Raw genomic sequence first — 26241 nt, 5'->3', positions numbered from 1 at the left:
CTGCCCGCCGATCCCGGTCGGATCGGCTCGCAGGCCCAGTTCAGCCAGGCGGTCACCGCGAGTCATCTCCGCCTCCGGCAGGGTGGGGACCATCGGGGCTCGAGCGGCCCTGTGGACAGTCGAGCGCCGCTCAGTCCCGGGCAGCTGCCGCCACGAGCTCGCGCACCCGTCGGTGCTCGGCGAGCACCGCGGACGTGGGTTCGGCCAGCCACCGCCGGGCCACCGCACCCAGCGCCGCCCGCCCGTCCTGGCGGACCCGTTCGGCCCGGCGCAGCGCCGCCCGGCGCCGGGCGCGCACCCCGGCCACCAGCAGCAGCACGGCCAGCGCGGCGAGCGCCACCGTCACCGCCCCCTCCGGCAGGAGCAGGTCCGTCCACGCGCCACCGCCCAGCACCTGCCCGGCGCCGATCGCGGCCATCGCCACCGCACCCACCCCGCACAGCGCGGCCAGCACCACGCACACGGCGGCGGAGACCGAACGGCGCACCACCACGGCCACCTCGGCGAGCGCGTCGTCCGCCGCCTGCCGGATCGCCGCCACCGAGCCCACCCGCTCCCGGACCGCACCGGCCCACCGGGTCGGCATCGTGCCGACCGCGCGGTCCACCCAGTCCTCGCGGGCGGACGCCACCGTGCCGGACTGCACCCGTACGAAGCTGGGCACCGGGACGGCCCCACCGCGCACCGCCGCGGCGACCGCATCCGCGATCGCGGGCAGGCCGGCGGCCTCGGCCAGCCGCTCGGCGACCGGCGCCACCTCCAGGGCGGCGTCCGCCGGCTCGGACTCCGCCAGCTGCGCGGACACCAGACGGGCGGCGTCGCCGATCTCCGCCGACCCGCGCCGGGCGGCCAGCGAACGGCCCCCCACCACCTCGGCCAGCAGATCACGCAGCTCGGCGACCCCCGCACCGGTCCGGGCGGAGACCGCACGCACCGGCACCCCGGTCAGGCCGTCGGCCTCGATCAGCCGGGCCACATCCGCCACCAGCGCGTCCTGCTGGTCGGCCGGGACCAGGTCCACCTGGTTCAGCAGCACCAGCATCGCGCCCTCGTGCCCGACCAGGCGGCGGAGATATCCGGAATGCAGCGCGTCGTCGGCGTACTTCTGCGGGTCGAGCACCCAGACCAGCAGGTCCGCCATCGGCAGCAGCCGGTCCACCGTCTCCCGGTGCCGGTCGTCCACCGAGTCGTGATCCGGCAGGTCGAGCAGCACCAGACCGCGCAGCGGCGCCTCGGTCTCGCCGTCCAGGGCGCTCTCCCGCTCGATCCGGCGGTCCGGGTCCACCTCCAGCCAGTCCAGCAGCGCGTCGCCGTGGGTGCCCCAGACGCAGGCAGCCGCCCGGGAGGTGGTCGGACGGCGCACCCCCACCTGCGCGAAGTCGAAGCCGGCCACGGCGTTGAACAGACTGGACTTGCCCGACCCGGTGCCGCCGAGCAGCGCCACCACCGTGTGCTCCACCCCGAGCGCGAGCCGGTCGCGGACCTGGTCGTCGATCTGCCGGACCTGCGCGGACACCGCCGGGTCGATCCGGTCGCCGGCGACCGCCAGCGCCTCCTCCAGCCGGGTCAGGCGTGCGGTCAGTCGTCCGGAGTCGTCCTGCTCGTTCATGTCAGTCCCTTGATCACGGCCAGGCGCAGCCGCAGCGTCGACGCCGCGTCCTCGGCCAGGTCCGGTACGTCCAACGCCGCCCGGGCGGCGGCACGTTCCGCGGCGACCGCCCCCGCCGCGCCCTCGGCCAGCCGGGCACGCAGGTCGGCGACCCGCTGCTCCCCCGCGGGCCCGAACAGCGTCCGCACCGTGTCCTCCGCGCCCTCGACCCCGGACGCCGCGGCCAGCAGCACCGCACCGGCGCCGTCCTCGCCCAGCGCCCGGTGGGCGGCGGCGATCCGCCGTGCGTCCCGTGCCACCGCCCGACGGCGTGCCCGGTCCGGGTTCGGTCCGGTCTCCACCTCCGTGACGCCGGTCGGCGCGCTCACCCACTCCCGCGCGGCGCGATCGGTCTCCGACTCCCGTTCGGCCGCCCGCGCGGCACCGTCCCAGGTGTCCGACAGCCATCGCCCGCCCGCCGGCCCGTCCCGCAACCAGTCCCGCAGCTCCCGCTCGCCGCCCGCGCCGATCGCGGTGAACACACCACGCGCGGAACGGGCCAGCTCCTCGACCAGCGGAGCGAGCGCCGTCGAGCGCTCCCGGCCGCGACCCTTCGAGCGATCCGGTCGGCCCGACCCGCGCACCAGGTCGTCCAGTACCGCACCCGGGCTGGTCAGCTCCGCCCACCGCGCCTGCGGCCCGCCGTGCCCGACCGCGCCCCGGACGACCGTCTCGCGGGCGGCCCGCTCGGTGGCCTCCAGCGACGATCCGAGTCCCGCCCGCAGATCCTCGGCGGCCTCGACCTGCGCCTGCACCGCCTCCGCCAGCTCGTCGACCCACGGCCGCAGGGCCGCCAACGACCCACGCAGCGTCCGCGCGATCACGCTCCGGGCCCGATCCGGCCCGGCCAGCGTCGTCAGCCAACGGTGCACCGGCGCCACCGCGGAGGGGTCCAGCGGTCCGTCCAGCGGTCCCGCGTCCGCCACCACGAACAGCGGCGAGCCCTGCATCCCGTGCTCGCGCAGCCGCTGCATCAGGTCGCCCCGCACCGTCGGCAACGACTCGCCCGGCACCCGGTTCAGCACCATCGCCACCGAGGCACCCCGCGCCACCGCGCCGTCCAGCACCCGCCACGGCAACGCGTCCCCGTAGCGGGCGGCCGTCGTCACGAACAACCACAGGTCGGCCGCCTCCAGCAACCGGCCCGCCGCCCGCCGGTTCGCCTCCTCGACCGAGTCCAGGTCCGGCGCGTCCAGCAGCGCGATCCCGCGCGGCACCTGCTCGCTGACCTGCACGTCGACCGCCGCCAGGACGGGGTGCTCGGCCAGCAGCTCGGCATCCAGCGGGTGGTGCACCAGCACCGGTCGCCGGGTGGTCGGCCGCAGCACGCCGGCCGGGCTCACCTCCTCGCCGACCAGCGCGTTCACGATCGTCGACTTCCCGGCGCCGGTCGACCCCGCGACCACCACCACCGCCGGGGCGCTCAGCGTGCGCAGCCGGGGCACCAGGTGGTCGGCGAGCTGGTCGATCAGCCGGGTCCGCGACTCACGTGCCGCCCGGACGCCGGGGATCTCCAACGGGAGCACCGTGGCACGCACGTCACGCACCAGGTCGGCCATCGCGTCGGCGAGCGAGGCGGCGGTGCGCGGGCGGTCGAGGATGTCGCCGTTGCCGGGCTCCGGCGCGCTCGCAGCCTGCGTGTTCACAGGGGCATCCTCGCCTGTTCGGGGGGTGAGGGCCAAACATGTGGCGCGCCCCCAGCAGGACTCGAACCTGCAACCTACGGATTAGAAGGCCGTTGCTCTATCCATTGAGCTATGGAGGCATACGCGCCGGAGCGCGCGGCCACAGCCTACGCGGCCGGGGCGTGCCACCCGGGTCACCGCCGACCGGGCGCTGCAGCCTCCTCGCTCGCGGTGCAGCGCGCCTGCAACCGGCCTTCCGGGTCCAGGGCGGTCAGCAGCGCCAGCGCGATCGCGTCCAGTTGCTCGACCTGCTCCGGCGTGAGCCGGTCGATCACCAACCGCCGGACCTGCGCGACATGTCCCGGCGCGGTCGTCCGGACCGTCGACCAGCCGTCGTCGGTCAACGTGGCCAGAGTCGTCCGGCGGTCCTCGGCGCTGCGTCGACGGCAGATCAGCCCGCGGGCCTCCAGCCGGGCCGCGACGTGCGAGAGCCGGGGCAGCGAGGCGTTGGTCTGCGCGGCCAACTGCGTCATCGCCAGCGTGCGGTCCGGCGCCTCGGACAGCTTGGCCAGCACCAGGTAGTCGTAGTGCGACAGGCCGGCGTCCCGCTGCAGCTGCTGGTCCAGCGCGCCCGGCAGCAGCTCCGCCACGGCCTCCAACCGGGTCCAGGCACGCAGCTCCCCCGGAGTGAGCCAGTCGACAGTCATCCCGTCATCATAGTTGACCGTTCAACGATCTGTCAGGGCCGAAAATCGCATGACCCGAGTCGACGGTCGGTGGTCTCCTTGGACCACACCGCGGTGCGTCCCCGGGGTCCGGCCAGACCCCAGCTGTCCCAGCTCACAGGAGACCCACCACCATGCACCCCACCAGCACCTTCGACCTGATCCTGCTCGACCACGCCGACCGGATCGCCGCCGCCACGCGGACCCGCACCCGCCGGGCACGCAGCGCCCCGGCCGCCGAGCCGCAGCCCGAGCGGCCGCCGGATCCCAGCCCGCTCTGGGCATGGTCCGACGACCTGCTCCCCGCTCCCCTGGTGGGTGCGGTGGCGCGGTGAATCGCCGGATCCGGCCGGGGTCGTCGCCCCAGCAGCACGCGACGACCCCGGCCTTTTCCGCGTCCGGGGCCGGGCCGGCCGTAGGCTGACCCCCGTGAGCACCGTCAACAACCAGCAGGGCAGCGCCGACCGCATCGTCTGGATCGACTGCGAGATGACCGGTCTGGACAACGTCGCCGACGCGCTCGTCGAGGTCGCGGCCGTCGTCACCGACTCCGAGCTCAACGTGCTCGGCGAGGGCGTGGACGTGGTGATCGCACCGCCTGCCGAGGCCCTGACCCAGATGGGCGACTTCGTGCGGACCATGCACACCACCTCCGGTCTGATCGAGGAGCTCTCCGACGGCACCACGCTGGCCGACGCGCAGCGCCAGGTCCTCGACTACGTCCGCACCTGGGTGCCCGATCCGGGCAAGGCGCCGCTGGCGGGCAACTCGGTCGGCACCGACAAGGTGTTCCTGGACCGCGACATGCCCGAGCTGGTGGCCCACCTGCACTACCGGATCATCGACGTCTCCTCGATCAAGGAGCTGGCCCGCCGCTGGTACCCGCGGGTCTACTTCGCCTCCCCCAAGAAGAACGGCGGCCACCGCGCGCTCGCCGACATCCTGGAGAGCATCGACGAGCTGCGCTACTACCGCGCGGCCCTGCTGGTCGCCCAGCCCGGACCGGACTCGAAGACCGCCAAGGCGATCGCCGCCGAGGTCAGCTCGACGTCGGTCGCGGCCGCCCACCAGTCGACGTGACGGCCGCGACAGCCACCGATTCCTCAGCACGGCCCCACACCCGCTACACTCGTCCAGGCCCGCAAGGGTCATGGTGGCTATAGCTCAGTAGGTAGAGCACCTGGTTGTGGTCCAGGGGGTCGCGGGTTCAAGTCCCGTTAGCCACCCCACAGGGTCGATGAACCGCAGGGTTCACCACCCGACATGACGAGGGCCCCGCACCGATCCGGTGCGGGGCCCTCGTCATGTCCGGCCGCGTCAGAGCCGCGCCTCGACCACGTCCGCGAACCGCGACACCGCCTCGGGCGCCTGCGCGAAGAACAGCGACGGCTCGATCAGCTCCAGCTCCAGGACCACGGGGTTGCCCTCGTCGTCCGGCACCAGGTCGACCCGGGTGTAGGCCAGCGGCCCGGTCACGCCGTTCAGCAGGCCGGGCAGCGCGTCGATCACCTGCTGGCCGACCTCCAGCTCGGCGGCGGAGGGCTCGCGCGGGGTCATGACCTCTTCCTTGTAGAGGACGCCGCTCATCGATCCCTGCTCGTAGGGCCCGGTCAGCAGCGGCTCCTTGCGCAGGGCGTGCGACAGCTTCCCGTCCAGGTAGACCAGCGCGGTCTCGCCGACCTCGTCGACCTGCCGGAGGTAGCGCTGCACCATGACGTGACGTCCGGCGTCCAGCAGCCGCTTGGCGTGCATGATGCCCTGCGCGCGGGAGTTGGTGACGCCGGCCTCGTACCGGCCGGTGTCCCGGGCGCCGGCGCTGACGGTCGGCTTGATCACGAAGTCGCCGAACGCGGGGAACCGGGTGTGGATCGCGCGGGCGTTGAAGTTGCGGTCCGGGTCGAGCCAGATGGTCGGGATGATCGGCAGACCGGCCCGGTCCATCGCCCGCTGGTACTGCTTGTCGATGTTCCAGGTGATGGCCGATGCCGGGTTCAGCAGCTTGGCGCCGGAGGACACCCGCTCGGCCCACCAGCGGAAGTCGCGCGGGTGGTCGGTGTAGTCCCAGGTGGAGCGGACCACGACCAGATCGAAGTCGGACCAGGTGACGGTGGGGTCGTTCCAGACCACCGGGCGGACGTCGTGACCGCGGCGGGCCAGTTCCTCCAGCAGGGGACGGTCGTCCGGGTCGAGGTCCGGCAGGGCGGCGCAGGTGGCGAGGCCGATCGTGTGGGTCACGCGGTCAGGCTACCCACGAGGGCGGCGATCCGGCAGGGCGGCTCAGAGCGCGGCGGACCGCTCGGGCACCCCGTCGTCCACGATCCGGCGCAGCGCGCGCAGGACGCCCGCGCCGTCCAGCACGCCCACCGTGCGGTCGCCGTCGAGCACCGGGACCGCCCCGGAGCGCGACTCGGCCACCGCGCTGAACGCCTCGGACAGCGAGCCGCCGACCCGGACAGTGGCCCGGTCGGTCGGCAGGTCCTCCCCCAGCGCGATCTCGCGCAGGTCGGTGCGTTCCACGGTGCCCAGACCCAGGAGCCGGGTGGCGGCGTCCCTGCCGACCAGGTCGGCGACCGCATCCGAGGCGGGGGCGGTCAGCACCCGCACCGGGTCGTCCAGCTGCTCCAGGTGTCCGCCCCGGCTGAAGACGGCGACCCGGTCGGCCAGCTGCACCGCCTCGTCGACGTCGTGGGTGACCAGCATCACGGTGGTGCCGATCTCGGAGTGGATCCGGCGGAACTCGGCCTGCAGCCGTCGGCGGCCGACCGGGTCGACCGCGCCGAAGGGCTCGTCCATCAGCAGCACCGGCGGGTCGGTGGCCAGGCCGCGGGCCACGCCGACCCGCTGGCGTTCCCCACCGGACAGCTCGTGCGGGTAGCGCTTGGCGTAGCGACCGGGTTCCAGGCCCATCAGCTCCAGCAGCTCGCCGACCCGGGTGCGGGTGCGGTTCCGGTCCCAGCCGAGCAGTCGGGGCACGGTGGCGACGTTCTGCTCGACCGTTCGGTGCGGGAACAGGCCGACGTTCTGGATCACGTAGCCGATCCGGCGCCGCAGGGCCACCGCGTCGACGTGGGTGACGTCCTCGCCGCCGAGCAGGATCCGGCCGGAGGTGGGCTCGACCAGGCGGTTTGCCATCCGCAGCGTGGTGGACTTGCCGCAGCCCGAGGGCCCGACCAGGGCAAGCAGCTCGTGCTCGCGGACCTCCAGCGACAGGTCGGCCACGGCCACCGTCCCGTCGGGGTACTCCTTGCGGACGTGCTCGAACGCGATCGCCGTCATGGCCGACGACGCTACCGGTCGGCACCGACACCCGCGCGGTCTGCGGGCACGATCACCCCGGTTCGACCAGCGGATGTCAGCGCCCCCCGGTAGCGTTCCAGCGGTGATGGGCCTGACCAGCGCAGTTCCGAGAACCGCCGTGACCGCGGCCGGCGGTGACGCCGCGGCCAACCCGTGGCTGTCCTGGGAGTACGTGCAGCGCAACTGGGGCGACATCAGCCACGCGTTGCAGCAGCACACCAGCCTCACCCTGCAGGCGATCGCGATCGCGGTGCTGATCGCCGTCCCGCTCGGGATGATCGCCCACCTGCAGCCCCGGCTGGCCGCCCCGATCGTCGGCACCTCCTCGGTGCTCTACACGATCCCGTCCCTGGCGCTGTTCACCGTGCTGGTGCCGTTCACCGGGATCGGGCGCACCCCGGTGCTGATCGGCCTGGTCGTCTACGCCATGCTGGTGCTGGTCCGGAACATCATCGTCGGGCTGGGCGGCGTGGACGACAGCGTGCGGGACGCGGCCCGGGGACTCGGCTACGGCCGCCTGCGCCTGCTGCTCACCGTGGAGCTGCCGAACGCGCTGCCCGCGGTGATCGCCGGGATCCGGCTGGCGACCGTGACCACGGTGGCGCTGGTCACCGTCGGGGTGGCGGTCGGCTACGGCGGGCTGGGCGAACTGATCTTCCGCGGCTTCCGCAACAACAAGTACCACGCCGAGATCCTCACGGCCACGCTGCTCTGCCTGGCCCTGGCACTGCTGCTGGACCTGGTGTGGTGGCTGATCGGCCGCGCGGTCACGCCGTGGGCCCGACGCGGGCGGGAGGCCTGAGATGGACGTGCTGCGCGACGCCTTCACCTGGCTGAACGACCCGCTCAACTGGTCCGGTCGCAACGGCGTCCTCGCCCTGGGCGCGGAGCACCTGCGCCTGAGCATCATCGCGGTGCTGCTGGCCGCGCTCGTGGCGCTGCCGCTGGGGATCTGGCTGGGTCACCGGCGTTCCGGCGGGGTGCTGACCGTCGTGCTGGCCAACACCTCGCGGGCGCTGCCGACCTTCGCCCTGCTGACCATCTTCGCCTCGACCGGCCTGTTCGGTTCCCGGGCGACGATCATCGCGGTGGCGATCTTCGCGGTGCCGCCGATCCTGGCCAACGCGTTCACCGGGCTGATGGAGGTCGACCCGGACGTGCGGGACGCCGCCCGTGGGATGGGGATGAGCGGCTCCCGCGCCCTGTTCCAGGCCGAGCTGCCGCTGGCGCTCCCCCTGATCGGCGCCGGGCTGCGCACCGCGACCACCCAGGTGCTGGCGACCGTGCCGCTGGCCGCGCTGGTCGGCGGCAAGAGCCTCGGGTCGATCATCGTCAGTGGGATGGCCCTGCAGAAGTACGGGCAGGTGGTGGCCGGCGCCCTGTTGGTCGCCGCGCTCTGCCTGGTGATCGAGGGCGTGCTGGCGACGATCCAGTGGCTGGCCACGCCGGAGCCGCTGCGCAACCGTCGCCGCCCCCGCCGCAGCACCAGTCCGCAGCCGGACGACACCCCGACCCGGCCCGACAACCGTGATCGGACTGTGACCCCGGCGGCCGCCTGAGCGGTTGCCGACCCCGCGCGACGCCGGTCGAATGATCGTCGCCGCCCCCTGACCCCGCACCGCCATCCGATGGAAGAGGACTCATGAAGGCACGTCGCACCACTCTCGCCGCCACCGCCGCGGGGGTGCTCCTGCTCGTCGCCGCCTGTGGCGACCCGGGGTCCGGCGGCGGTTCCGCCGATCCCACCTCCGCCACGGACGTCGAGGGCGCGGTCTGCGAGCCGATCGCCGGGGACCAGCTCGTGGTCCTGGAGGACGACAAGGGTCTGCAGAACGCGGACAACATCATCCCGGCGGTGAACGCCGCCGCCGCCAGCGCCGACCCGAACCTCATCCCGCTGCTGGACGAGGTCTCGGACGCGCTGGACACCGACAAGCTGATCCAGCTGAACAAGGCCGTCGACATCGACCGCCAGACCTCCTCCGAGGCGGCGGCGACCTTCGTCGAGGACGAGGGCCTGGCCTCCGACGACAGCAGCCTGGGCGCCGGGAAGTCCGTGGTGATCGGCGCGGCGAACTTCTCCGAGAGCGCCACGCTGTCCGAGATCTACTCCGCCGTGCTGAAGTCCGCGGGCTACTCCACCGAGGTCCAGACCATCGGCAACCGCGAGACCTACCTGCCGGCGCTGGAGAGCGGCCAGATCACCGTCTCCCCGGAGTACGCCGCGACCCTGACCGAGTTCCTCAACACCGCCGCCAACGGTGCGGACGCCGAGCCGCAGGCCTCCGGTGACGTGGACGCCACGGTCGAGGCGCTGACCACCCTCGGGGAGGCCGCAGGCCTGACCTTCGGCAAGGTCTCCGCCGCGCAGGACCAGAACGCCTTCGCGGTGACCCAGGCCTTCGCGGACGAGCACGACCTGACCACGCTCTCCGACCTCGCCACGAACTGCTCGGGCGGCGTCAGCCTGGCCGGTCCGGCCGAGTGCACCGAGCGCCCGTTCTGCCAGCCCGGCCTGGAGGGCACCTACGGGATCAAGATCAGCGACTTCACCTCCTACGACTTCGGCCTGATCGGCGACGCCGTGCGGCAGGGTGAGTCGGCGATCGGTCTGGTGCTGTCCTCGGACGGCTCGCTGGCCAGCTGACCGCATCCCACGCGACGAAGGGCCGCCGGATCGCTCCGGCGGCCCTTCGTCGTTCCCGTTATCAGAGGCCCGCGGTCTCCCACAGGCGCAGCCACACCTCGCTGACCGTGGGGTAGGCCGGCACCGCGTGCCACAGGCGGCTCAGCGGCGTCCCGGCCACGACCGCGACCGTGGCGGTCTGCAACAGCTCGGCGGCGTCCGGACCGGTGAAGGTCGCGCCGAGGATGACGTGCGAGTCCCGGTCCAGCACCAGCTGGGCGGTGCCCTGGTAGCCGTCCGCGCTCACCGACGCCCCGGCGACCGACCCGATCGCGTAGCTCACGGTGCGCACCGACCGGCCGGCGTCCTTCGCCTGCTGCTCGGTCTGCCCCACCCATGCCACCTCCGGACGGCTGAAGACCACCTGCGGCACCGCGGCGTGATCGGCGGTGGCCCGGAACCGGCTCCAGTCCCCGGCCTCCCGCTCGGCGTCGCGCAGGGCGTCGTCGGAGCCGAACCGCGCGGCGACCACGTCCCCGGCCACCCGGGCGTCGTACTTGCCCTGGTGGGTGGTGGCGGTCCGCCCGGTCACGTCCCCGACCGCGAACAGCCAGTCGTGACCCGGGACCTGCAGGGCGTCGTCGACCGTGATCCCGTCCAGGCCGAGCACGTCCAGCCCCAGCTCGGCGGTCCGCGGCCGTCGCCCGGTCGCGACCACCAGCTCGTCGGCGTCCACGGTCTGCTCGCCCTGCGGCCCGCTCAGGGTCAGGTGCACCCCGTCGGCGTCCCGGCGGACGGCCGTGGTCTCGGTGCCGAACCGCAGGTCCACCCCGAGCTCGCGCAGCGCGGTGCCGATCTCCTCCGCCGCGAACGGCTCCGCGCCGGTCAGCAGCCGGTCGCCACGCACGATGACCGTCACCTCGGCGCCCAGGTCGCGGTAGGCGGTGGCCATCTCCACCCCGACCACGCCCCCACCGAGGACGGCGAGCCGCGACGGCACCTCCTCCACCGCGGTGGCCTCCCGCGAGGTCCACGGGGTCGACTCCGCCAGGCCGGGGACGTCCGGGATCACCGGTTCGCTGCCACTGGCCACGATCACCGCGTGCCGGGCGATCACCCGGGTGCTGGTGCCGTCCTCCTCGTTGTCGACCCGCAGTTCCTTCTCGCCGGCGAACCGGGCGGTGCCGCGCAGCAGCCCCAGCCCCGCCGAGTCCAGCCACTCCACCTGGCTCCGGTCGTCCCAGTGCGAGGTGAACACGTCCCGCCGGGCCAGCACCTGTGCCGGGTCGAGCGTGCCGGTCAGCAGCTCCGCCACCCCGGGGACGGCCCGCGCCTCCGCCAGCACCGCTCCGGGCCGCAGCAGCGCCTTCGACGGCATGCACGCCCAGTAGGAGCACTCACCGCCGACCAGCTCGCGTTCGACCACCAGCACGGACAGTCCGGTGCGGGCGGCCCGGTCCGCGGCGTTCTCCCCCACTGCGCCGCCGCCGATCACGACCACGTCGTAGCTGAGTGTCTGGTCCATCGTGTCGCTCCGTTTCCTCGGGTGCTCCCATCGTGGTCCCCGGGCGGCGGAACGGCAGGTCGAACGACGCGAGGCCGGCGACCCCGTGGGGATCGCCGGCCTCGACGTGCGAGCGGGTCGCTCAGTAGGTGAAGCGGGACACCTGACCGCGCAGGTTCTCGGACAGCCGGGCCAGCTCGCCGATCGCGGAGCCCATCTGCCCGAGGGTCTGGCTCGAGGTCGACGCGGCGGCGGCCACCCCGGTGATGTTGTTGGCGATCTCGCCCGAGCCGGTCGCGGCCTCGGCCACCGACCGGGACATCTCCGTGGTCGTCGCGGTCTGCTCCTCCACCGCCGAGGCAATGGTCATCTGGTAGTCGTTGATCGACTGGATGATGGTCGAGATCTCCCCGATGGCGACGACCGCACCCGAGGTGTCGGCCTGGATCGCCTCCACCCGCCGCGCGATGTCCTCGGTCGCCTTCGCGGTCTCCTGCGCCAGCTCCTTGACCTCACCGGCCACCACCGCGAAGCCCTTGCCGGCCTCACCGGCACGCGCGGCCTCGATGGTGGCGTTCAGGGCCAGCAGGTTGGTCTGCTCCGCAATGGAGGTGATCACCTTCACGACATTGCCGATCTCCACCGACGAGTCGCCCAGCTTCGCGACCTGGTCGTTCGTCACCGCAGCCGCGTCCGTGGCCTGCCCGGCCACCTTCGCCGCCTGCGACGCGTTCTGCGCGATCTCCCGGATGCTGGCGCCCATCTGCTCCGCGCCCGCGGCCACCGTCTGCACATTGCGCGACACCTGCTCCGCAGCGGCCGCGACCACCCCGGCCTGCGCCGACGTCTCATCCGACCCCGCCACCACCTGCGAGGACGCCGCGGACAACTCCTCCGCGGCAGCAGCCACCGTCTGCGACGTCTCCACCACCCCGGACATCAGCGTCCGCAGCGAGCCCTGCGCCTCGTTCAGCGCACCGGCCATCCGGCCCAGCTCGTCGCGCGAGTCCAGCCGGACCGGCACGGTCAGGTCACCGTCGCCGATCGCCTCCACGGTGTGCTGCACCTGGCGCAGGTCGCCGATCAGGCGGCGGACCAGCACGGTGCCCAGCCCCGCGGCCAGCAGGACGCCGATCACCCCGGTGACGATCATCACCAGAGTGGCGTTCTTCGCCTGCTGATCGGCGGCGGCGATGTCCGCGTTCGCGCGTTCGTTGACGGAGTCCGTCAGAGCCTGCAGTGCGTCGCCGATCTCGGTGGTGATCGGACGCACGGTCTCCGCGTAGGCGTCGTGATAGGCCACCGCCCCGAGATCCGCGTCCGCCTCGATGTCCGCGGCGGCCGACTGGTACCGCGTGTAGGCGTCGGTCAGTGCGGCGTACGCGTCCTCGTCCAGGACGAAGGGCGCGTAGTCGTCGATGTTGCTCAGCGCGTCGGCGTCGAAGCCCTCCCGGTCGCTGGTGATGCCCGCCCGGTCGGCGTCCGCCACCATGCCGAACTCCAGCACCCGGGCACGGCTGGCCTGGAACCAGCGCTGGATGTTCACCAGGTAGGTCTGCGGCTCGACCGCGGTGCGACCGAGCTGGGTGACCGAGCTGTCGAGCGCGTTCAGCCGGCTGATGCCGACCACGGTCACGGCGAGCACCACCACGATCAGGATGCCGAGCACCCCGCCGATCCGGGCGCCGACCGGGAGGTCGTGCACCCTGAGCCGGCGCGCGCGAGGGGACTGAGGAGCGGTGGCGGCCATGCGGCATGCCCTTTCCGTCGGAAGGTCGTCCCTTTCCAGATCGACGGCGCCCCCGGGCGGCTGAGGACTCGGCCGGGTGACACCCGCTCGTCCCCGGTGGGCGGCGTTCACGGGCCGGGGCCGGGACGCGGGCGGGACGCTCGGGCGCGGCGTCGACAGAGGGCCGGGCCGACACGACGAAGGCCCCGCATCGATCGATGCGGGGCCTTCGTTGCGGTGCGCCATCAGGGACTCGAACCCCGAACCCGCTGATTAAGAGTCAGCTGCTCTGCCAATTGAGCTAATGGCGCGCAAGAGAGAAGTTAGCACCACGGTGGCGTCGGACGCGAATCCGTTCCCCGCCGGTGGCACCGGTCGTGATGCAGGTCACGCGGTGTGGGACGTCTTCGGCTCCGGCGACTCCGAGTCCTGCCACCACTCGTCGTCGGGCAGGCCCTCGGCGCGCAGGATCTCCCCGGACCGGGGCTCGGCGGCCGCGAGGTCGGCGAGCAGCGTCAACGGCACGTGCTCCGCGAGCAGGTCCATCACCGTGCGCGCCTCGTCCGGCGCGGACTGATCGTCGCCCACGACCGTCCCCCTCTCGTCGGGATCCATCGCAACACCGCCGGGGTCGCCGCGCAACAGCTAGAGGTACAGCCCCGTGCCCTCGCCGCCGTCGCGAGGCTCGGCGACGGCGTGCACGTCCTTCTCCCGGAGCAGCAGGTAGGTCGCACCGGACAGTTCGACCTCGCCGCGCTCGTCGGGGTCGAACAGCACCCGGTCGCCGACCGACACCTGGCGCACGTGCTGCCCGGCGGCGACCACCGCACCCCAAGTCAGGCGCTTGCCGACCATCGCGGTGGCCGGGATGACGATGCCCGCACTGGACCGGCGTTCGGCCGCGTCGGCGTCCAGTTCGACCAGCAGGCGGTCGTTGAGCATCCGGATCGGCAGGTCGGGATGGGGCTTCTGCGTCGCACTCACGCCGCAGACGGTACCGGCTGCTTACCCTGTGCTCGGCCGCGCGAGAGCCGTCCGGCCGTGAGGAGATCGCCATGCCGCGCCTGTCCGTGGGAGACACCGCCCCCGACTTCACCCTGCCGACCGCCGACGGCGGATCGCTCACCCTGTCGGAGCTGCGCGGCGAGCACGTGGTCGTGTATTTCTACCCGGCGGCCGGGACCCCGGGTTGTACCAAGCAGGCCTGCGACTTCCGCGACTCGCTCGCCTCGTTGCAGGCGCACGGCTACCGCGTGCTGGGGGTGTCCCCCGACTCCCCGGCCAAGCTCGCGGCCTTCGCCGAACAGGAGTCGCTGACCTTCCCGCTGGTGTCCGACGCCGACCGCACCGTGATGGAGCAGTGGGGCGTCTGGGGCGAGAAGAAGCTGTACGGCAAGGTGGTCACCGGCGTGATCCGCTCCACCGTGGTGCTGGCCCCCGACGGCACGGTCGAACTCGCGCAGTACAACGTGAAGGCCACCGGCCACGTGGCCAAGCTGCGTCGCGACCTCGGGATCGACGCGGCCTGATCCCCCGACCTGGCATCATCGACCGGTACGCGGGAGTGGTGTAACGGCAGCCACGCCAGGTTTAGGTCCTGGTGCTCGATGAGCGTGCGGGTTCGAATCCCGTCTCCCGCACCCGGGCGCACGAGAGCCCCGCACCGTCGGGCGGTGCGGGGCTCTCGCCTGGGGTCAGTTCTGCGCGGCCTCGGCGGCGGCGATCTGCGCCCGGACGTCGTCCATGTCCAGGCCCTTCACCGCGTCCACCACCTGCTGCAGCGCCGGTCCGGGCAGGGCGCCGGCCTGGTTGAACACCAGGACGCCCTCACGGAACGCCATCAGCGTGGGGATCGAGGTGATCTGCAGCTGGGCCGCCAGCTCCTGCTCCGCCTCGGTGTCCACCTTGGCGTGGACGATGTCGGGGTGCGACTCCGAGGACTGCTCGAAGATCGGTCCGAACCGCTTGCACGGGCCGCACCAGTCGGCCCAGAAGTCCACCAGGACGATCTCGTTCTCGTCGATCGTCTTCTGGATGGACTGAGCCGTCAGCTCGGTCGTTGCCATCAGTCGCCTCCTGTTGCCTGTGTCGAACGCCGGTAGAGCGCTCGTGCCGCGTCCAGTATTCCCGGACCGCGTCCGGACAGCCCGCCGGGCGATTGCGCGCGTCGGGGATGCCCACCCTCGGCGGTACGGGGTAGAACTTCCAGGTGACCGACACCGCAGACCTGCCCCCGGAGCCCCTGGAGCCCCACCGCCCCGCCGGCTGGCTGAGCGCCGAGGGCATCGCCGCCGTCCGCCGCCAGATGCCGTTGCTGTACGTCGACGCCGTCCCGGTACGGGTCGACGACTCCGGCGACGTGGTCGCCGTCGGCCTGCTGCTGCGGGTGACGCCCGAGGGCGTGATGTCGCGAGCCCTGGTCTCCGGCCGGGTGATGTACCACGAGCGGGTGCGGGACGCTCTGCTGCGCCACATCGAGAAGGACCTGGGATCGATGGCCCTGCCGCAGGTGCCGCCGTCGCCGCAGCCGTTCACGGTGGCCGAGTACTTCCCCACCCCCGGCGTCACGCCGTACCACGACCCCCGGCAGCACGCGGTCTCCCTGGCCTACGTGGTGCCGGTGACCGGCGACTGCCGCCCGCAGCAGGATGCGTTGGACCTGGCCTGGCTCACCCCGGAGGAGGTCTGCTCCGAGCAGGTCCAGGTGGAGATGAACGGCGGACAGGGCCTGCTGCTGCGCCAGGCGATGGCGCACGTGGGGCGCATGCCGTGAGCCCGGGGGCGCGGTCGGTCGCCACCCGCGTGTCGTACGGCGTCCTGGCCCTGGGCGTGCTGGTCGGACTCGGACTCGAGATCCACTCCGCGCTGACGACGGATCCGGGCGCCGCGATCACCCGGACCGAGCGCCTGGTCCGGCTGTTCAGCTACTTCACCATCCAGTCCAACCTGCTGGTCCTGATCGCCGCGGTGCTCCTGGTGTCCGCGCCGCACCGCGGTGGCCGGCTCCGTGCGGTGATCCGGCTCGACGCGCTGCTGTGCATCGCCGTGACCGGGGTGATCTACCACGCCCTGCTGTCCGGCTACGCGGCCACGCTCGCCCCGGCCGGGCGGATCTCGGACTTCCTGCTGCACACCTTCGCCCCGATCGCGACGTGGCTGATCTGGCTGGTGGTCGGGCCGCACGGCGACCTGCGGTGGAGCACGGTCGGCTGGGCGGTCGGCTATCCCCTGGTCTGGATCGCCTCCACCTTCGTCCGGGGTGCGATCACCGGCTGGTACCCGTACGACTTCCTGGACGCGGGTGCGCTGGGACTGGGCCGTGCGCTGCTCAACACCGCGGCCGTGGCCCTCGGTTTCCTGCTGCTGGCCACCCTGGCCCGCGGACTGGACCGGGTCCTGCCCGGCAGCACCGGGCCCGCTCCGACCCGCTAGAGCTCCACCGCCGTCCACCCCGCCAGATCCGCCCGCATCGCCCGGTCGTGGGTCGCGACCACCACCGCAGCGGAGGTCACCCGCAGCGCCGCGGTCAGCTCGTCCACCAGCCCGATCGACAGGTGGTTGGTCGGCTCGTCCAGGATCAGCACCTGCGGAGCCGGGACCAGGGCCATCGCCAGCGCGAACCGGCGACGCTGCCCCACGGAGAGCTCGGCCAGCGGGCGGTCCAGATCGGCCTCGTCCAGCAGACCCAGCGCGGCGATCGGCACGATGTGCCCGGGATCCAGCGCGCCGGTGCGCAGCAGCTCCAGCGCCCGGGCCGCGGCGGCCTCGAACCCGGTCATCCGCAGCTGCTCCGGGGTGCCCTCGTCCTGGGCCAGCACACCGAGCCGCAGCGCCCGGGCGGCGGTGCGGTGCCCGCGGTCCAGCGGCAGCCGACCGGCCAGGGCGGCCAGCAGGGTGGACTTTCCGGCACCGTTCGGCCCGGTGATCAGCAGCCGACCGGCCGGGGGCAGCTCGATCCGCACGCCGGGCAGGTCCAGACGGCCGTCCACCCGGGGCGCGCGCAGCTCCAGCAGGGGCCCGCCACGGTAGGTGTCCTCCACCCGGGACGACGTCGGCAGGCTGGGCAGATCGGGGAAGGCGAGCTCCAACGGCGGGACCGGCACCTCGACGGCCTCGGCCTCCAGCTTCTGCACCAGACGGTCCGCGGCCTTGACGTGGATCCGGGCCCGGGTGCCACGGCGGTGCTTCTGCGAGCCCTTGGGCGGGCGCCACTCGTCGGACAGCCCCTCGTAGGACCGGTCCAGGCGGTGCGCGAGCTGGAGCGCGCGTGTGCGCTCCTGCGCGTAACGGACCCGCCAGCGCCGCAACGCCTGATCCTTGGCGAAGCGGTAGTCGGCGTAGCGGGTCGCGCCGTAGAGCACCGGGCGGCCGTCCATCGACGGGTCCAGGTCCAGGATCGCCGTCATCACGTCGTCCAGGAGCTTGCGGTCGTGGGTGACGATCAGCACCACGCCGGGCCAGTGCTGCAGTTGGGCGGTCAGGTAGTCGATTCCCCCGGCGTCCAGATGGTTGGTCGGCTCGTCCAGCAGCAGGATGTCGGCCCGCTCGGCGACGTGGCAGGCCAGGCGCGCCCGGTAGGCCTCCCCGACGCTGAGCGTGCCCAGCGCCCGTGCGGGGTCCCGGGGCGCGCCGAACCGGGTCAGCGCCTCGTCCACCCGGCGGTCGACGTCCCAGGCGGCCAACCGTTCGGCGGCGGCGATCGCCTCGCTCAGCGCGGTGAGGTCGCCGGAGTCGTGGTCGAAGTCCGCCACCACCCGGTCCAGGCGCTCGGCCGCGGTGCGCACCTGCCCGGCAGTCCGGGCGATCAGGTCGCCGATGGTGGCGTCCGGCGGCAGATCGAGCTCCTGGTGCACCACGGAGACCTCGCCGACGGTGCGGACCTCGCCCGCGGTCGGCACCAGGTCACCGGCCAGCAGCCGGAGCAGGGTGGTCTTGCCCGCGCCGTTCTCCCCCACCACGCCGATCCGCTCACCGGCCGACGCGGTGAGGACCACGGCGTCCAGCACCGGCCGCCCCGGGTAGCCGAAGCTCACCCGGTCGGCGACCAGGTGCACCTCAGGCACGCAGGACCCGGACCACCGACGGCGCCAGGGCGCGGAAGGCGCGCCCGCGGTGCGAGATGGCGTTCTTCCGCTCCGGGGGCAGCTCCGCGGCGGTCAGGTCCCCGCCCTCGACGATCAGGATCGGGTCGTAGCCGAAGCCGTGCTCGCCACGCGGGGCGTGCGCCAGCCGGCCCTCCAGGGACCCGAGCTCGACGTGCTCGGCACCGTCCGGGGTGACCAGCGCGGCCGCACAGGTGAAACGCGCCGCCCGGTGCTCGTCCGCGATGTCGCCGAGCTGGGCCAGCAGCAGGTTCAGGTTCGCCAGGTCGTCGCCGTGCCGGCCGGACCAACGCGCGGAGAAGATGCCGGGCGCCCCGCCCAGCACGTCCACCGACAGGCCGGAGTCGTCGGCCACCGCGGGCAGCCCGGTGAAGGCCGCGAGCGCCCGCGCCTTGATCAACGCGTTCTCCGCGAAGGTGACGCCGTCCTCCACCGGCTCCGGGGCGCCGACGTCCCGCGCGCTCACCACGGACGCCGGGTCCAGGTCGGGCAGCGCGGGGATCAGGATCGCCCGCAGCTCCGCCAGCTTGTGTGCGTTGTGGGTGGCGAGCACCAGCCGCGGCTCGGTCATGCGGCACCGCCGCGCACGGTGACCCGGCCCGGGGTGGCCAACGCCTCGGCCTGCACGCGGGCCAGTTCCCGGGTCCCGCCGAGCGCCAGGTCCAGCAGCTGGTCCAGCTCGGAGCGCTTGAACGGCGCGGCCTCGGCGGTGCCCTGCACCTCGACGAAGTCCCCGGAGCCGGTGACGACCACGTTCATGTCGGTCTCGGCCCGGACGTCCTCGACGTAGGGCAGGTCCAGCACCGGACGGCCGTCGACGATGCCGACGCTCACCGCGGCCACCGAGTCGGTCAGCACGGTCTTCTTCGCGTCGATCGCGCCGCGCTCGATCCCCCAGGCCACCGCGTCCGCCAAGGCGACGTAGGCCCCGGTCACCGAGGCGGTCCGGGTGCCGCCGTCGGCCTGCAGCACGTCGCAGTCCAGCACCAGGGTGTTCTCACCGAGCGCGGAGACGTCGATGATCGCCCGTAGCGAGCGGCCGATCAGCCGGGAGATCTCGTGGGTGCGTCCGCCGACCTTGCCGCGCACCGACTCCCGGTCGGAACGGGTGGTGGTGGACCGGGGCAGCATGGCGTACTCCGCGGTCACCCAGCCCTGGCCGGACCCCTTGCGCCAGCGCGGCACGCCCTCGGTGAAGGAGGCGACGCACAGCACCTTGGTGCCGCCGAACTCGACCAGCACGCTGCCCTCGCCGGCGTCCAGGTAGTGGCGGGTGATGCTGATCGGACGCAGCTGGTCGAGGGCGCGCCCGTCGGGGCGAGGGGTGTCGGTCATACCGGCACCCTAACCGTCCGCTCTCAGAGCTCCACGGTCAGTCCGGGGCGGGCGACCTGCACCGGCCCGTCGTACTCCGCCACCGCCTCGGCCAGCGTCGCGGCCGGGTCGTTCCAGGCCACCAGGTGGGTCAGCACCAGCGATCGGCTGCGTCCCCGGACGGCGGCGCGGCCGGCCCGGGCACCGGTCAGGTGGATCCCGCGCGGGGTGTGCGGGGTGCCCTCCAGGTAGGCCGCCTCGCACAGCAGCAGATCGGCGTCCGCGGCCAGCCGGTCCAGGCCGGGGCACTCGTCGGTGTCGCCGGTGTAGGACAGCGTCACGCTCTCCCCCGGCCGCACCGACGACGGTCCGGTGACCCGCAGCCCGAACGCCGGGACGGGGTGCTCGACCGCGATCGGCTCGATGGTGAACGGCCCGACGGTCACCGGTTCGCCCTCCCGCCAGGTGCCGAGGGCCACCTGCCCGCCGGTGTCGGTGGCCGGGTCGTGGCCGGTCAGCTGGGACAGCCGCTCCGCCAGGCCGTCCGGGCCGTACATCGGCAGCGGCTGGGTGCGGGGGCAGCCGGTCGGGGCGTAGCGCAGCATGACGCCGAGCACCGGGATGTCGGCCACGTGGTCGGCATGGGTGTGGCTGATCGCGACCGCGTCCAGGCAACTGGGGTCGAGGTGGGTCTGCAGCGGCCCGAGCGCACCGTTGCCCAGGTCCATCAGCAGGTTCCAGGTCCGGCCGTCGGCGTCCTCGGCCTGCAGCAGGTAACTGGACGCGGCCGATTCCGGGCTCGGGAACGACCCCGCGCACCCGACGACGACGAGCCTCATCTCCGTGCCTCCCCCAGCCGCCCGGCGTCGGGCGGCCCTGTTACCGCGCCATGATGCCGTGCGGGAGGGTTCCGTGGTCGGTCGGAGGACCCAGATCACGCGTGGCGCTGGTCACGCTCGCTCACGCGAGGCGGAGGGCGTCCCGGGGCTCGACCGCGCTGACCTCCGGTCCGAGGAACCGCCGGGCCAGCCGCTGGAACGGCTCCGGATCACCGGTCGCCAGGAAGCGGTGCTGCGGCGGGCCGGCCGCCGGGTCGCGCTCCAGGTCGTGCGCCACCAGGGTCCGGTAGACGTCCTTGGCCGTCTCCTCGGCCGACGACACCAGGGTCACGCCCTCGCCCATCACGTACGAGATCACGCCGGTGAGCAGCGGGTAGTGCGTGCAGCCCAGCACCAGGGTGTCCACCCCGGCCTCCTTCACCGGCCGCAGATAGTCGTCGGCGACGCTGAGCAGCTCCGGCCCGGAGGTGATCCCGGCCTCGACGAACTCCACGAACCGGGGGCAGGCCCGCGTGGTCAGCTCGATCCCCGGTGCCACCGCGAAGGCGTCGTCGTAGGACCGGGACTCCACGGTCGTCCTGGTGGCGATCACGCCGATCCGGCCGTTCCGGGTGGCGGCGACCGCACGCCGGGCGGCGGGCAGGATCACCTCGACCACCGGCAGGCCGCGCCGCAGCGTGTACCGCTCCCGGGCGTCCCGCAGCACCGCCGACGACGCGGAGTTGCACGCGATCACCAGCATCTTGACCCCGGCATCCACCAGGTCGTCCATCACCTCGAGGGCGTGCGCCCGGACCGCGGCCAGCGGCTTGGGTCCGTAGGGCGAGTTCAGGGTGTCCCCGATGTAGAGGACGGACTCCTGGGGCATCTGGTCCAGGATGGCGCGGGCGTTGGTGAGACCACCGACCCCGGAGTCGAAGATGCCGATCGGAGCGTTGTTCACGACTCCGAGGGTAGTCCCGCGAGCAGGCAGGCCATCAGCGTCTCCTGCCACCAGCCCAGCGCCAGGAAGATCGACCCCAGGTACTGCCGGGCCGGTTCACCGTCCCCACCGACCAGCTCGTCCTCCAGCGCCTCGCTCGACTCCTCGTCGACGATGCCCAGCCGTTCGCCCAGCACCAACCGGAGATCGGTCAGGGTCGCGGCCAGTCGGTGCGCCTCCTCGCGCCGCACCCGGATCGGGCCCTCGGACGCCAGCAGCCGGTACAGGGCCGCCAGCCGTTCGATCTTCTCCTGGCGCAGGTCGTCCTCGGTCAGCCGGCGGAACTCCGCCGTCAGCGCGGCGTCGTCCCGGGAGGCGTCCGGCAGCAGGCGGTGCACCGCGGGGTCGTCCGGCGCGGGGATCGGATCGAGCCGCAGCCGGAAGCCGACCGGCTCGGCTTCTCCGTCCTCGGTGCGCTCCTCCAGCCGCCCGGCACCGAGCAGCTCGGCCACGTCCGCGACCACCGAGGCGACGACCTCGCGCTCCTCGGGGTCCACCTCGGTGACCAGGTGGTCGCCGTCGATCCGGAAGCCCCGCATCAGTCGGCTCCCGCGCCGCTGCGCTGCAGGGTCGCCCACAGACCGAAGGAGTGCATGGCCTGCACGTCGATCTCCATCTTCTCCCGGTTGCCCGAGCTCACCGCCGAGCGGCCCTGCTCGTGCACCTCCAGCATCAGCGTGGTGGCCTTCTCCTCGGAGTAGCCGAAGTAGCTGCGGAAGACGTAGGTGACGTAGGACATCAGGTTCACCGGGTCGTTCCAGACGATCGTGACCCAGACGTCGTCCAGCGCGGACTCCGCCCGGGTCAGCTCCTCCGGGGCCAGCTCGACAGACACGACGTCCATGCTAGGTGCGCTTACGGTGTCCGCATGACGTCGACTGCCCTGCTCACCGACCGGTACGAGCTGACCATGCTCCAGGCGGCACTGGCCGACGGCACCGCCGACCGGCGCTGCGTGTTCGAGGTGTTCACCCGGCGACTGCCCGCGGGGCGGCGCTACGGAGTGCTGGCCGGGACCGGGCGGGTGCTGGAGGCGCTGGCCGACTTCCGGTTCGGGCCGGACGAGCTGGAGTGGCTGGCCGCGCAGGGCGTGGTGGACGACCGCACCGTGCAGTGGCTGGCCGACTACCGGTTCACCGGCTCGATCAGCGGCTACGCGGAGGGCGAGATGTTCTTCCCCGCCTCGCCGGTGCTCACGGTCGAGGGCAGCTTCGCCGAGGCGGTCCTGCTGGAGACCGTCGTGCTGTCCATCCTGAACTACGACTCCGCGATCGCCTCGGCCGCGTCCCGGATGACCAGCGCCGCGATCGGTCGCCCCTGTCTGGAGATGGGCGCGCGCCGCGCGCACGAGCAGGCCGCGGTCGCCGCCGCCCGGGCCGCCGCGGTCGCCGGGTTCGCCGGGACGTCCAACCTGGAGGCCGGCCGCCGGTACGGCCTGCCGACCATCGGCACCGCGGCGCACGCCTTCACCCTGCTGCACGACGACGAGGAGCAGGCCTTCGCCGCCCAGGTCGCCGCCTCCGGACCCGGCACCACGCTGCTGGTCGACACCTACGACGTGCGCCGGGGGGTGGAGCGCGCGGTGGCGACCGCCGGACCGGAGCTCGGAGCGGTCCGACTCGACTCCGGCGACCTCGGCGTGCTGGCGCAGGAGGTGCGCGGCCAGCTGGACGCGCTCGGCAACACCGGCACCCGGATCACCGTCACCTCCGACCTGGACGAGTACGCGATCGCCGCGCTGGCCGTCGCACCGGTGGACTCCTACGGCGTCGGCACCTCCCTGGTGACCGGTTCCGGGGCGCCCACCTGCGGCATGGTCTACAAGCTGGTCGCCCGCGAGGGCCGCTCCGGCCGACTGGAGCCGGTGGCCAAGAACTCCACCGCCAAGGCCTCCACCGGCGGTCGCAAGGTCGCGGCCCGGCAGATCGACGACGCCGGCCGCGCGGTGGCCGAGGTCGTGGTCAGTGGCGATGACGACGCGGTGCGGACCTGGGCGCCGGAGTCGGCGGATCTGCGCGCGCTGGTGGTGCCCCTGGTGATCGAGGGTGCCGTCGTGCCCGGCTTCACCGGCGCCGACGGGGTGCGACGGGCCGCCGCCCGGCACGCGGCCTCCCGGGACGAGCTGCCCCGGGGCGCGCGACGGCTGTCCGCGGACGAGGCGGCGCTGCCGACGGTCACGCTGACGGTCTGACGACCGCACGGTCAGGTCGCACGGTCAGTCAGGTCGCACGGTCCGATCACCGGCTCCGGCTCGCTTCGGCTTCGGCTCCGGCTCCGGCTCCGGCTTCGGCTTCGAGGCACGGTCCGGCCACCCGCTCCGGACGCACGAGAGGGCGGCACCCCGGGTGGGGTGCCGCCCTCCGGCGTGTCACAGGACGGTCAGACCGAGTTCTTCCCACGCCGCAGCAGGCCCAGGATCGCGCTGATGACCACGATCGCGATACCGACGTACAGCAGGAACTTCGCGGCCTCGACTGCCACTCCGAGCACAAGCAGCACGACACCGATGATGATGAGGATCAGCCAAGCGGGCATGGTGGCCTCCTTCGTCCATTCGCCGACCCGACCGCTTCTCGATCGGGTCCTCTCTCAACGGGAACGACGATGACACGGACGCGGGCGCTCGGCACGTCGAGAGCCCGCTTGCGGATGCGCCGGATGCTGCTACCAGCAGGGGCTCTACTTGCGGCCGACGAACCAGCCGCGCAGCATCCCGATCCGGCTGGTGAGCTGGTCCGGATCGGCCAACGGCACCTCCGGCCCGCCGCAGCGTCGCCGTAGTTCGGCGTGCACCTGCGCGTGCGGCTGCCCGCTCTTGCGCGACCAGGCGCCGACCAACTGGGCCAGCTCCTTGCGTAGCTCGGCCTGCTTGCGGTGGTCCATCTCGGCCCGCTCGGCCGCGACGTCCTCCTGGGAACGGGACTTCTTGCGCCCCTTGAGCTGATCCGCCTGGCGCTGCCGGAGCAGTGTGGTCACCTGATCCGCATCCAGCAGACCGGGCAGGCCGAGGAAGTCCAGTTCCTCCTCCGACCCGACGTCCGCGCCGGTGCCGAACTCGCCGCCGTCGAACAGCACCCGGTCGAAGGACGCCTGCGCCTCCAGCGCCTCGAAGGAGCCCTGGAGCGCGTCCGAGCCCTTCTCCTCCCGGTTGGCCGCGGCGAGCAGGTTGTCCTCGGGGTTGTAGCCCTCGCCCTCCTCCTCCGCGGTCTTCGGGCGGTCGAGGGCGTGGTCCCGCTCGACCTCCATCGCGTTGGCGAGGGTGAGCAGCGGGGTCACCGACGGCAGGAACACCGAGGCGGTCTCACCCCGTTTGCGCGCCCGGACGAACCGGCCGATCGCCTGGGCGAAGAACAGCGGGGTCGAGGCGCTGGTCGCGTAGACCCCGACCGCCAGCCGTGGCACGTCGACTCCCTCCGAGACCATCCGGACCGCGACCAGCCAGCGGGAGTCGGAGTCGGAGAACTCGTCGATCCGGGCGCTGGCGCCCTCGTCGTCGGAGAGCACCACGGTCGGCGACACCCCGGTGATCCGGGCCAGGTGCCCGGCGTAGGCGCGCGCGTCGGTCTGGTCGGTGGCGATCACCATCGCCCCGGCGTCCGGCACGCTGCGCCGCACCTCGGTCAGCCGGCGGTCCGCCGCAGCCAGCACCGACGGGATCCACTCGCCGTTCGGGTCCAGTGCGGTGCGCCAGGCCTGCGCGGTCATGTCCTTGGTCAGCGGCTCGCCGAGCCGGGCGGAGATCTCGTCCCCGGCCTTGGTCCGCCAGCGCATCGACCCGGAGTAGGTCAGGAACAGCACCGGCCGGACGACGTGGTCCCGCAACGCCTCGGAGTAGCCGTAGACGTAGTCCGCCTTGGAGCGACGGATGCCGTCCGGGTCGCGCTCGTACTGCACGAACGGGATCGCCGAGGTGTCGCTGCGGAACGGGGTGCCGGTCAGCGCGAGCCGCCGGGTCGCCCCGTCGAAGGCCTCGTAGACCGCGTCACCCCAGGACAGCGCGTCACCACCGTGGTGCACCTCGTCCAGGATCACCAGGGTCGGCGCGGCCGTGGTCCGGGCGGCGTGCAGGGCGGGCTTGCTCGCCACCTGCGCGTAGGTCAGCGCCACCCCGTCGAACCCGTGACCGTGCCGGCCCTGCGCGTTCTTGAAGTTCGGGTCCAGCGTGATGCCCACCCGGGCCGCCGCGTCCGCCCATTGGTGCTTGAGGTGCTCGGTCGGTGCGACCACGGTCACCCGGCGGACCACCCGGGCCTGCAGCAGTTCGGTGGCGATCCGCAGCGCGAACGTCGTCTTGCCCGCACCCGGGGTCGCCACCGCGAGGAAGTCCTGCGGCGAGGACTCCAGGTACTGCTCCAGCGCCGCCGCCTGCCAGGCGCGCAGCTTGCCCGCGGTCCCCCAGGGCGCACGACCGGGGAACGCCGGCGGCAGATTCGATGCCGCGGACGTCGAGGCGTGGGTGCTGGGGGCCGGGGCGCGGTCCGGGGTCACTTGCCGCCGGAGCTGTCGCCGGAGCCCTTGCCGCGGCCGAAGCCCCAGCGCCGGCCGCCACCGCCGCCCTTGCCGGAGTCGTCCCCGTCCTGCGGCTCGCGCAGTCCGTCGAAGATCTCCTGGCAGACCGGGCACACCGGGAACTTCTTCGGGTCGCGGCCCGGCACCCAGACCTTGCCGCACAGCGCGATCACCGGCGTGCCGGAGATCGCGGACTCCATGATCTTCTCCTTGCGCACGTAGTGCGCGAAGCGCTCGTGGTCCCCCGGCTCGACCTGCTCGTTCAGCTCGGTACGCTCGAGCAGCCCGGTGGACGTCCCGCCGTCGGGGTCGGACGCCCGGTCCGGACCGGTGCTGGGATC

At 73.2% G+C, this 26241-nt stretch carries 29 protein-coding genes and 4 tRNA genes; 11 read left to right on the top strand and 22 right to left on the bottom strand.

What is annotated here, in order from left to right; genetic code table 11:
• Positions 1 to 130: 130 nt before the first annotated feature.
• The 4 genes from OGL89_RS11015 to OGL89_RS11000 form a co-directional block, all read right to left on the bottom strand.
• On the bottom strand, positions 131 to 1609 hold the full coding sequence (locus OGL89_RS11015; RefSeq protein ID WP_263120141.1) for an ABC transporter: 1479 nt from the start codon (positions 1607 to 1609) through the stop codon (positions 131 to 133).
• A complete protein-coding gene (locus OGL89_RS11010) occupies positions 1606 to 3294 on the bottom strand; it encodes a dynamin family protein (RefSeq protein ID WP_263120140.1) in 1689 nt (562 codons plus the stop codon). Before OGL89_RS11010 ends, OGL89_RS11015 begins: the two co-directional genes overlap by 4 nt.
• Positions 3295 to 3340: 46 nt before the next feature.
• A tRNA-Arg gene (locus OGL89_RS11005) sits at positions 3341 to 3413 on the bottom strand.
• A 54-nt stretch (positions 3414 to 3467) separates the two neighbouring features.
• Positions 3468 to 3980, bottom strand: coding sequence for a MarR family transcriptional regulator (locus OGL89_RS11000; protein ID WP_263120139.1), 513 nt, complete (start codon positions 3978 to 3980; stop codon positions 3468 to 3470).
• Between the two features lie 152 nt (positions 3981 to 4132).
• Between OGL89_RS11000 and OGL89_RS10995 the strand changes: the two genes are divergently transcribed.
• From OGL89_RS10995 to OGL89_RS10985, 3 genes are all read left to right on the top strand, one after another.
• Entirely contained in the window at positions 4133 to 4333 is a 201-nt protein-coding gene (locus OGL89_RS10995) for a hypothetical protein (protein WP_263120138.1), read from the top strand.
• Between the two features lie 94 nt (positions 4334 to 4427).
• On the top strand, positions 4428 to 5078 hold the full coding sequence (gene orn, locus OGL89_RS10990) for an oligoribonuclease (RefSeq protein WP_263120137.1): 651 nt from the start codon (positions 4428 to 4430) through the stop codon (positions 5076 to 5078).
• 73 nt (positions 5079 to 5151) lie between these two features.
• Positions 5152 to 5227 (top strand) — tRNA-His (locus OGL89_RS10985).
• A gap of 88 nt (positions 5228 to 5315) precedes the next feature.
• Here the strand turns inward: OGL89_RS10985 and OGL89_RS10980 are convergent.
• On the bottom strand, positions 5316 to 6233 hold the full coding sequence (locus tag OGL89_RS10980) for a hypothetical protein (RefSeq protein WP_263120136.1): 918 nt from the start codon (positions 6231 to 6233) through the stop codon (positions 5316 to 5318).
• 42 nt (positions 6234 to 6275) lie between these two features.
• Complete coding sequence (locus tag OGL89_RS10975) at positions 6276 to 7274, bottom strand: ABC transporter ATP-binding protein (protein ID WP_263120135.1); 999 nt, start codon at positions 7272 to 7274, stop codon at positions 6276 to 6278.
• A gap of 139 nt (positions 7275 to 7413) precedes the next feature.
• On the opposite strand from OGL89_RS10975, the gene OGL89_RS10970 reads away from it, so the two are divergent.
• The 3 genes from OGL89_RS10970 to OGL89_RS10960 all read left to right on the top strand — a co-directional run bounded on the left by OGL89_RS10970 (position 7414) and on the right by OGL89_RS10960 (position 9942).
• A complete protein-coding gene (locus tag OGL89_RS10970) occupies positions 7414 to 8097 on the top strand; it encodes an ABC transporter permease (protein WP_263120134.1) in 684 nt (227 codons plus the stop codon).
• A 1-nt stretch (position 8098) separates the two neighbouring features.
• The gene (locus OGL89_RS10965) at positions 8099 to 8854 is read left to right on the top strand and encodes an ABC transporter permease (protein ID WP_263120133.1); all 756 of its coding nucleotides are present in this window, start codon (positions 8099 to 8101) and stop codon (positions 8852 to 8854) included.
• Positions 8855 to 8937: 83 nt separating this feature from the next.
• Complete coding sequence (locus OGL89_RS10960; RefSeq protein WP_263120132.1) at positions 8938 to 9942, top strand: glycine betaine ABC transporter substrate-binding protein; 1005 nt, start codon at positions 8938 to 8940, stop codon at positions 9940 to 9942.
• Positions 9943 to 10003: 61 nt separating this feature from the next.
• On the opposite strand, the gene OGL89_RS10955 is transcribed toward OGL89_RS10960, so the two are convergent.
• The 5 genes from OGL89_RS10955 to OGL89_RS10935 form a co-directional block, all read right to left on the bottom strand.
• On the bottom strand, positions 10004 to 11446 hold the full coding sequence (locus OGL89_RS10955) for an NAD(P)/FAD-dependent oxidoreductase (protein WP_263120131.1): 1443 nt from the start codon (positions 11444 to 11446) through the stop codon (positions 10004 to 10006).
• A gap of 121 nt (positions 11447 to 11567) precedes the next feature.
• Positions 11568 to 13175, bottom strand: a complete 1608-nt coding sequence (locus OGL89_RS10950) for a methyl-accepting chemotaxis protein (protein ID WP_263120130.1) — start codon at positions 13173 to 13175, stop codon at positions 11568 to 11570.
• Positions 13176 to 13392: 217 nt separating this feature from the next.
• Positions 13393 to 13465, bottom strand: a tRNA-Lys gene (locus OGL89_RS10945).
• Between the two features lie 76 nt (positions 13466 to 13541).
• The gene (locus tag OGL89_RS10940) at positions 13542 to 13742 is read right to left on the bottom strand and encodes a hypothetical protein (protein WP_263120129.1); all 201 of its coding nucleotides are present in this window, start codon (positions 13740 to 13742) and stop codon (positions 13542 to 13544) included.
• Positions 13743 to 13799: 57 nt separating this feature from the next.
• The gene (locus OGL89_RS10935; RefSeq protein WP_263120157.1) at positions 13800 to 14096 is read right to left on the bottom strand and encodes a co-chaperone GroES; all 297 of its coding nucleotides are present in this window, start codon (positions 14094 to 14096) and stop codon (positions 13800 to 13802) included.
• Between the two features lie 113 nt (positions 14097 to 14209).
• On the opposite strand from OGL89_RS10935, the gene bcp reads away from it, so the two are divergent.
• Both bcp and OGL89_RS10925 read left to right on the top strand, forming a co-directional pair.
• Positions 14210 to 14683 (top strand): thioredoxin-dependent thiol peroxidase, encoded by a 474-nt coding sequence (gene bcp, locus OGL89_RS10930; RefSeq protein WP_263120128.1) that lies wholly within the window; start codon positions 14210 to 14212, stop codon positions 14681 to 14683.
• A 29-nt stretch (positions 14684 to 14712) separates the two neighbouring features.
• A tRNA-Leu gene (locus tag OGL89_RS10925) sits at positions 14713 to 14794 on the top strand.
• A 54-nt stretch (positions 14795 to 14848) separates the two neighbouring features.
• On the opposite strand, the gene trxA is transcribed toward OGL89_RS10925, so the two are convergent.
• Complete coding sequence (gene trxA / locus OGL89_RS10920; RefSeq protein ID WP_263120127.1) at positions 14849 to 15220, bottom strand: thioredoxin; 372 nt, start codon at positions 15218 to 15220, stop codon at positions 14849 to 14851.
• Positions 15221 to 15363: 143 nt separating this feature from the next.
• Between trxA and OGL89_RS10915 the strand changes: the two genes are divergently transcribed.
• Both OGL89_RS10915 and OGL89_RS10910 read left to right on the top strand, forming a co-directional pair.
• Positions 15364 to 15927: an NUDIX hydrolase family protein gene (locus OGL89_RS10915; RefSeq protein WP_263120126.1), complete on the top strand. Its 564-nt coding sequence runs from the start codon at positions 15364 to 15366 to the stop codon at positions 15925 to 15927.
• Positions 15924 to 16586: a Pr6Pr family membrane protein gene (locus OGL89_RS10910; RefSeq protein WP_263120125.1), complete on the top strand. Its 663-nt coding sequence runs from the start codon at positions 15924 to 15926 to the stop codon at positions 16584 to 16586. The genes OGL89_RS10915 and OGL89_RS10910 overlap by 4 nt, the downstream gene beginning before the upstream one ends.
• Here the strand turns inward: OGL89_RS10910 and OGL89_RS10905 are convergent.
• The 7 genes from OGL89_RS10905 to clpS all read right to left on the bottom strand — a co-directional run bounded on the left by OGL89_RS10905 (position 16583) and on the right by clpS (position 22226).
• On the bottom strand, positions 16583 to 18208 hold the full coding sequence (locus OGL89_RS10905) for an ATP-binding cassette domain-containing protein (RefSeq protein ID WP_263120155.1): 1626 nt from the start codon (positions 18206 to 18208) through the stop codon (positions 16583 to 16585). The genes OGL89_RS10910 and OGL89_RS10905 overlap by 4 nt on opposite strands.
• A gap of 1 nt (position 18209) precedes the next feature.
• Positions 18210 to 18827: an RdgB/HAM1 family non-canonical purine NTP pyrophosphatase gene (gene rdgB, locus OGL89_RS10900; RefSeq protein ID WP_263120124.1), complete on the bottom strand. Its 618-nt coding sequence runs from the start codon at positions 18825 to 18827 to the stop codon at positions 18210 to 18212.
• Positions 18824 to 19591, bottom strand: coding sequence for a ribonuclease PH (rph, locus tag OGL89_RS10895; RefSeq protein ID WP_263120123.1), 768 nt, complete (start codon positions 19589 to 19591; stop codon positions 18824 to 18826). Before rph ends, rdgB begins: the two co-directional genes overlap by 4 nt.
• A 23-nt stretch (positions 19592 to 19614) precedes the next feature.
• The gene (locus OGL89_RS10890) at positions 19615 to 20409 is read right to left on the bottom strand and encodes an MBL fold metallo-hydrolase (RefSeq protein ID WP_263120122.1); all 795 of its coding nucleotides are present in this window, start codon (positions 20407 to 20409) and stop codon (positions 19615 to 19617) included.
• 121 nt (positions 20410 to 20530) lie between these two features.
• The gene (gene murI, locus OGL89_RS10885; protein ID WP_263120121.1) at positions 20531 to 21352 is read right to left on the bottom strand and encodes a glutamate racemase; all 822 of its coding nucleotides are present in this window, start codon (positions 21350 to 21352) and stop codon (positions 20531 to 20533) included.
• Entirely contained in the window at positions 21349 to 21930 is a 582-nt protein-coding gene (locus tag OGL89_RS10880; protein ID WP_263120120.1) for a DUF2017 domain-containing protein, read from the bottom strand. Before OGL89_RS10880 ends, murI begins: the two co-directional genes overlap by 4 nt.
• Positions 21930 to 22226 (bottom strand): ATP-dependent Clp protease adapter ClpS, encoded by a 297-nt coding sequence (clpS, locus tag OGL89_RS10875; protein ID WP_263120119.1) that lies wholly within the window; start codon positions 22224 to 22226, stop codon positions 21930 to 21932. Before clpS ends, OGL89_RS10880 begins: the two co-directional genes overlap by 1 nt.
• Before the next feature lie 33 nt (positions 22227 to 22259).
• Here clpS and OGL89_RS10870 point away from each other — a divergent pair, with 33 nt between their 5' ends.
• A complete protein-coding gene (locus tag OGL89_RS10870; protein ID WP_263120118.1) occupies positions 22260 to 23582 on the top strand; it encodes a nicotinate phosphoribosyltransferase in 1323 nt (440 codons plus the stop codon).
• 188 nt (positions 23583 to 23770) lie between these two features.
• Here OGL89_RS10870 and OGL89_RS10865 read toward each other — a convergent pair whose 3' ends face one another.
• The 3 genes from OGL89_RS10865 to OGL89_RS10855 all read right to left on the bottom strand — a co-directional run bounded on the left by OGL89_RS10865 (position 23771) and on the right by OGL89_RS10855 (position 26184).
• On the bottom strand, positions 23771 to 23926 hold the full coding sequence (locus OGL89_RS10865) for a hypothetical protein (protein WP_263120117.1): 156 nt from the start codon (positions 23924 to 23926) through the stop codon (positions 23771 to 23773).
• Between the two features lie 144 nt (positions 23927 to 24070).
• Positions 24071 to 25879, bottom strand: coding sequence for a DEAD/DEAH box helicase (locus OGL89_RS10860; RefSeq protein ID WP_263120116.1), 1809 nt, complete (start codon positions 25877 to 25879; stop codon positions 24071 to 24073).
• The gene (locus tag OGL89_RS10855) at positions 25876 to 26184 is read right to left on the bottom strand and encodes a DUF3039 domain-containing protein (protein ID WP_263120153.1); all 309 of its coding nucleotides are present in this window, start codon (positions 26182 to 26184) and stop codon (positions 25876 to 25878) included. The genes OGL89_RS10860 and OGL89_RS10855 overlap by 4 nt, the downstream gene beginning before the upstream one ends.
• Between the last annotated feature and the right edge of the window lie 57 nt (positions 26185 to 26241).

Origin of the sequence: Cellulomonas sp. RIT-PI-Y (assembly GCF_025642745.1) — a bacterium.
GTDB lineage: Bacteria > Actinomycetota > Actinomycetes > Actinomycetales > Cellulomonadaceae > Cellulomonas.
Note: the sequence above shows the minus strand (reverse complement) of the source record. Positions and strands in the feature narration are given on the sequence as shown.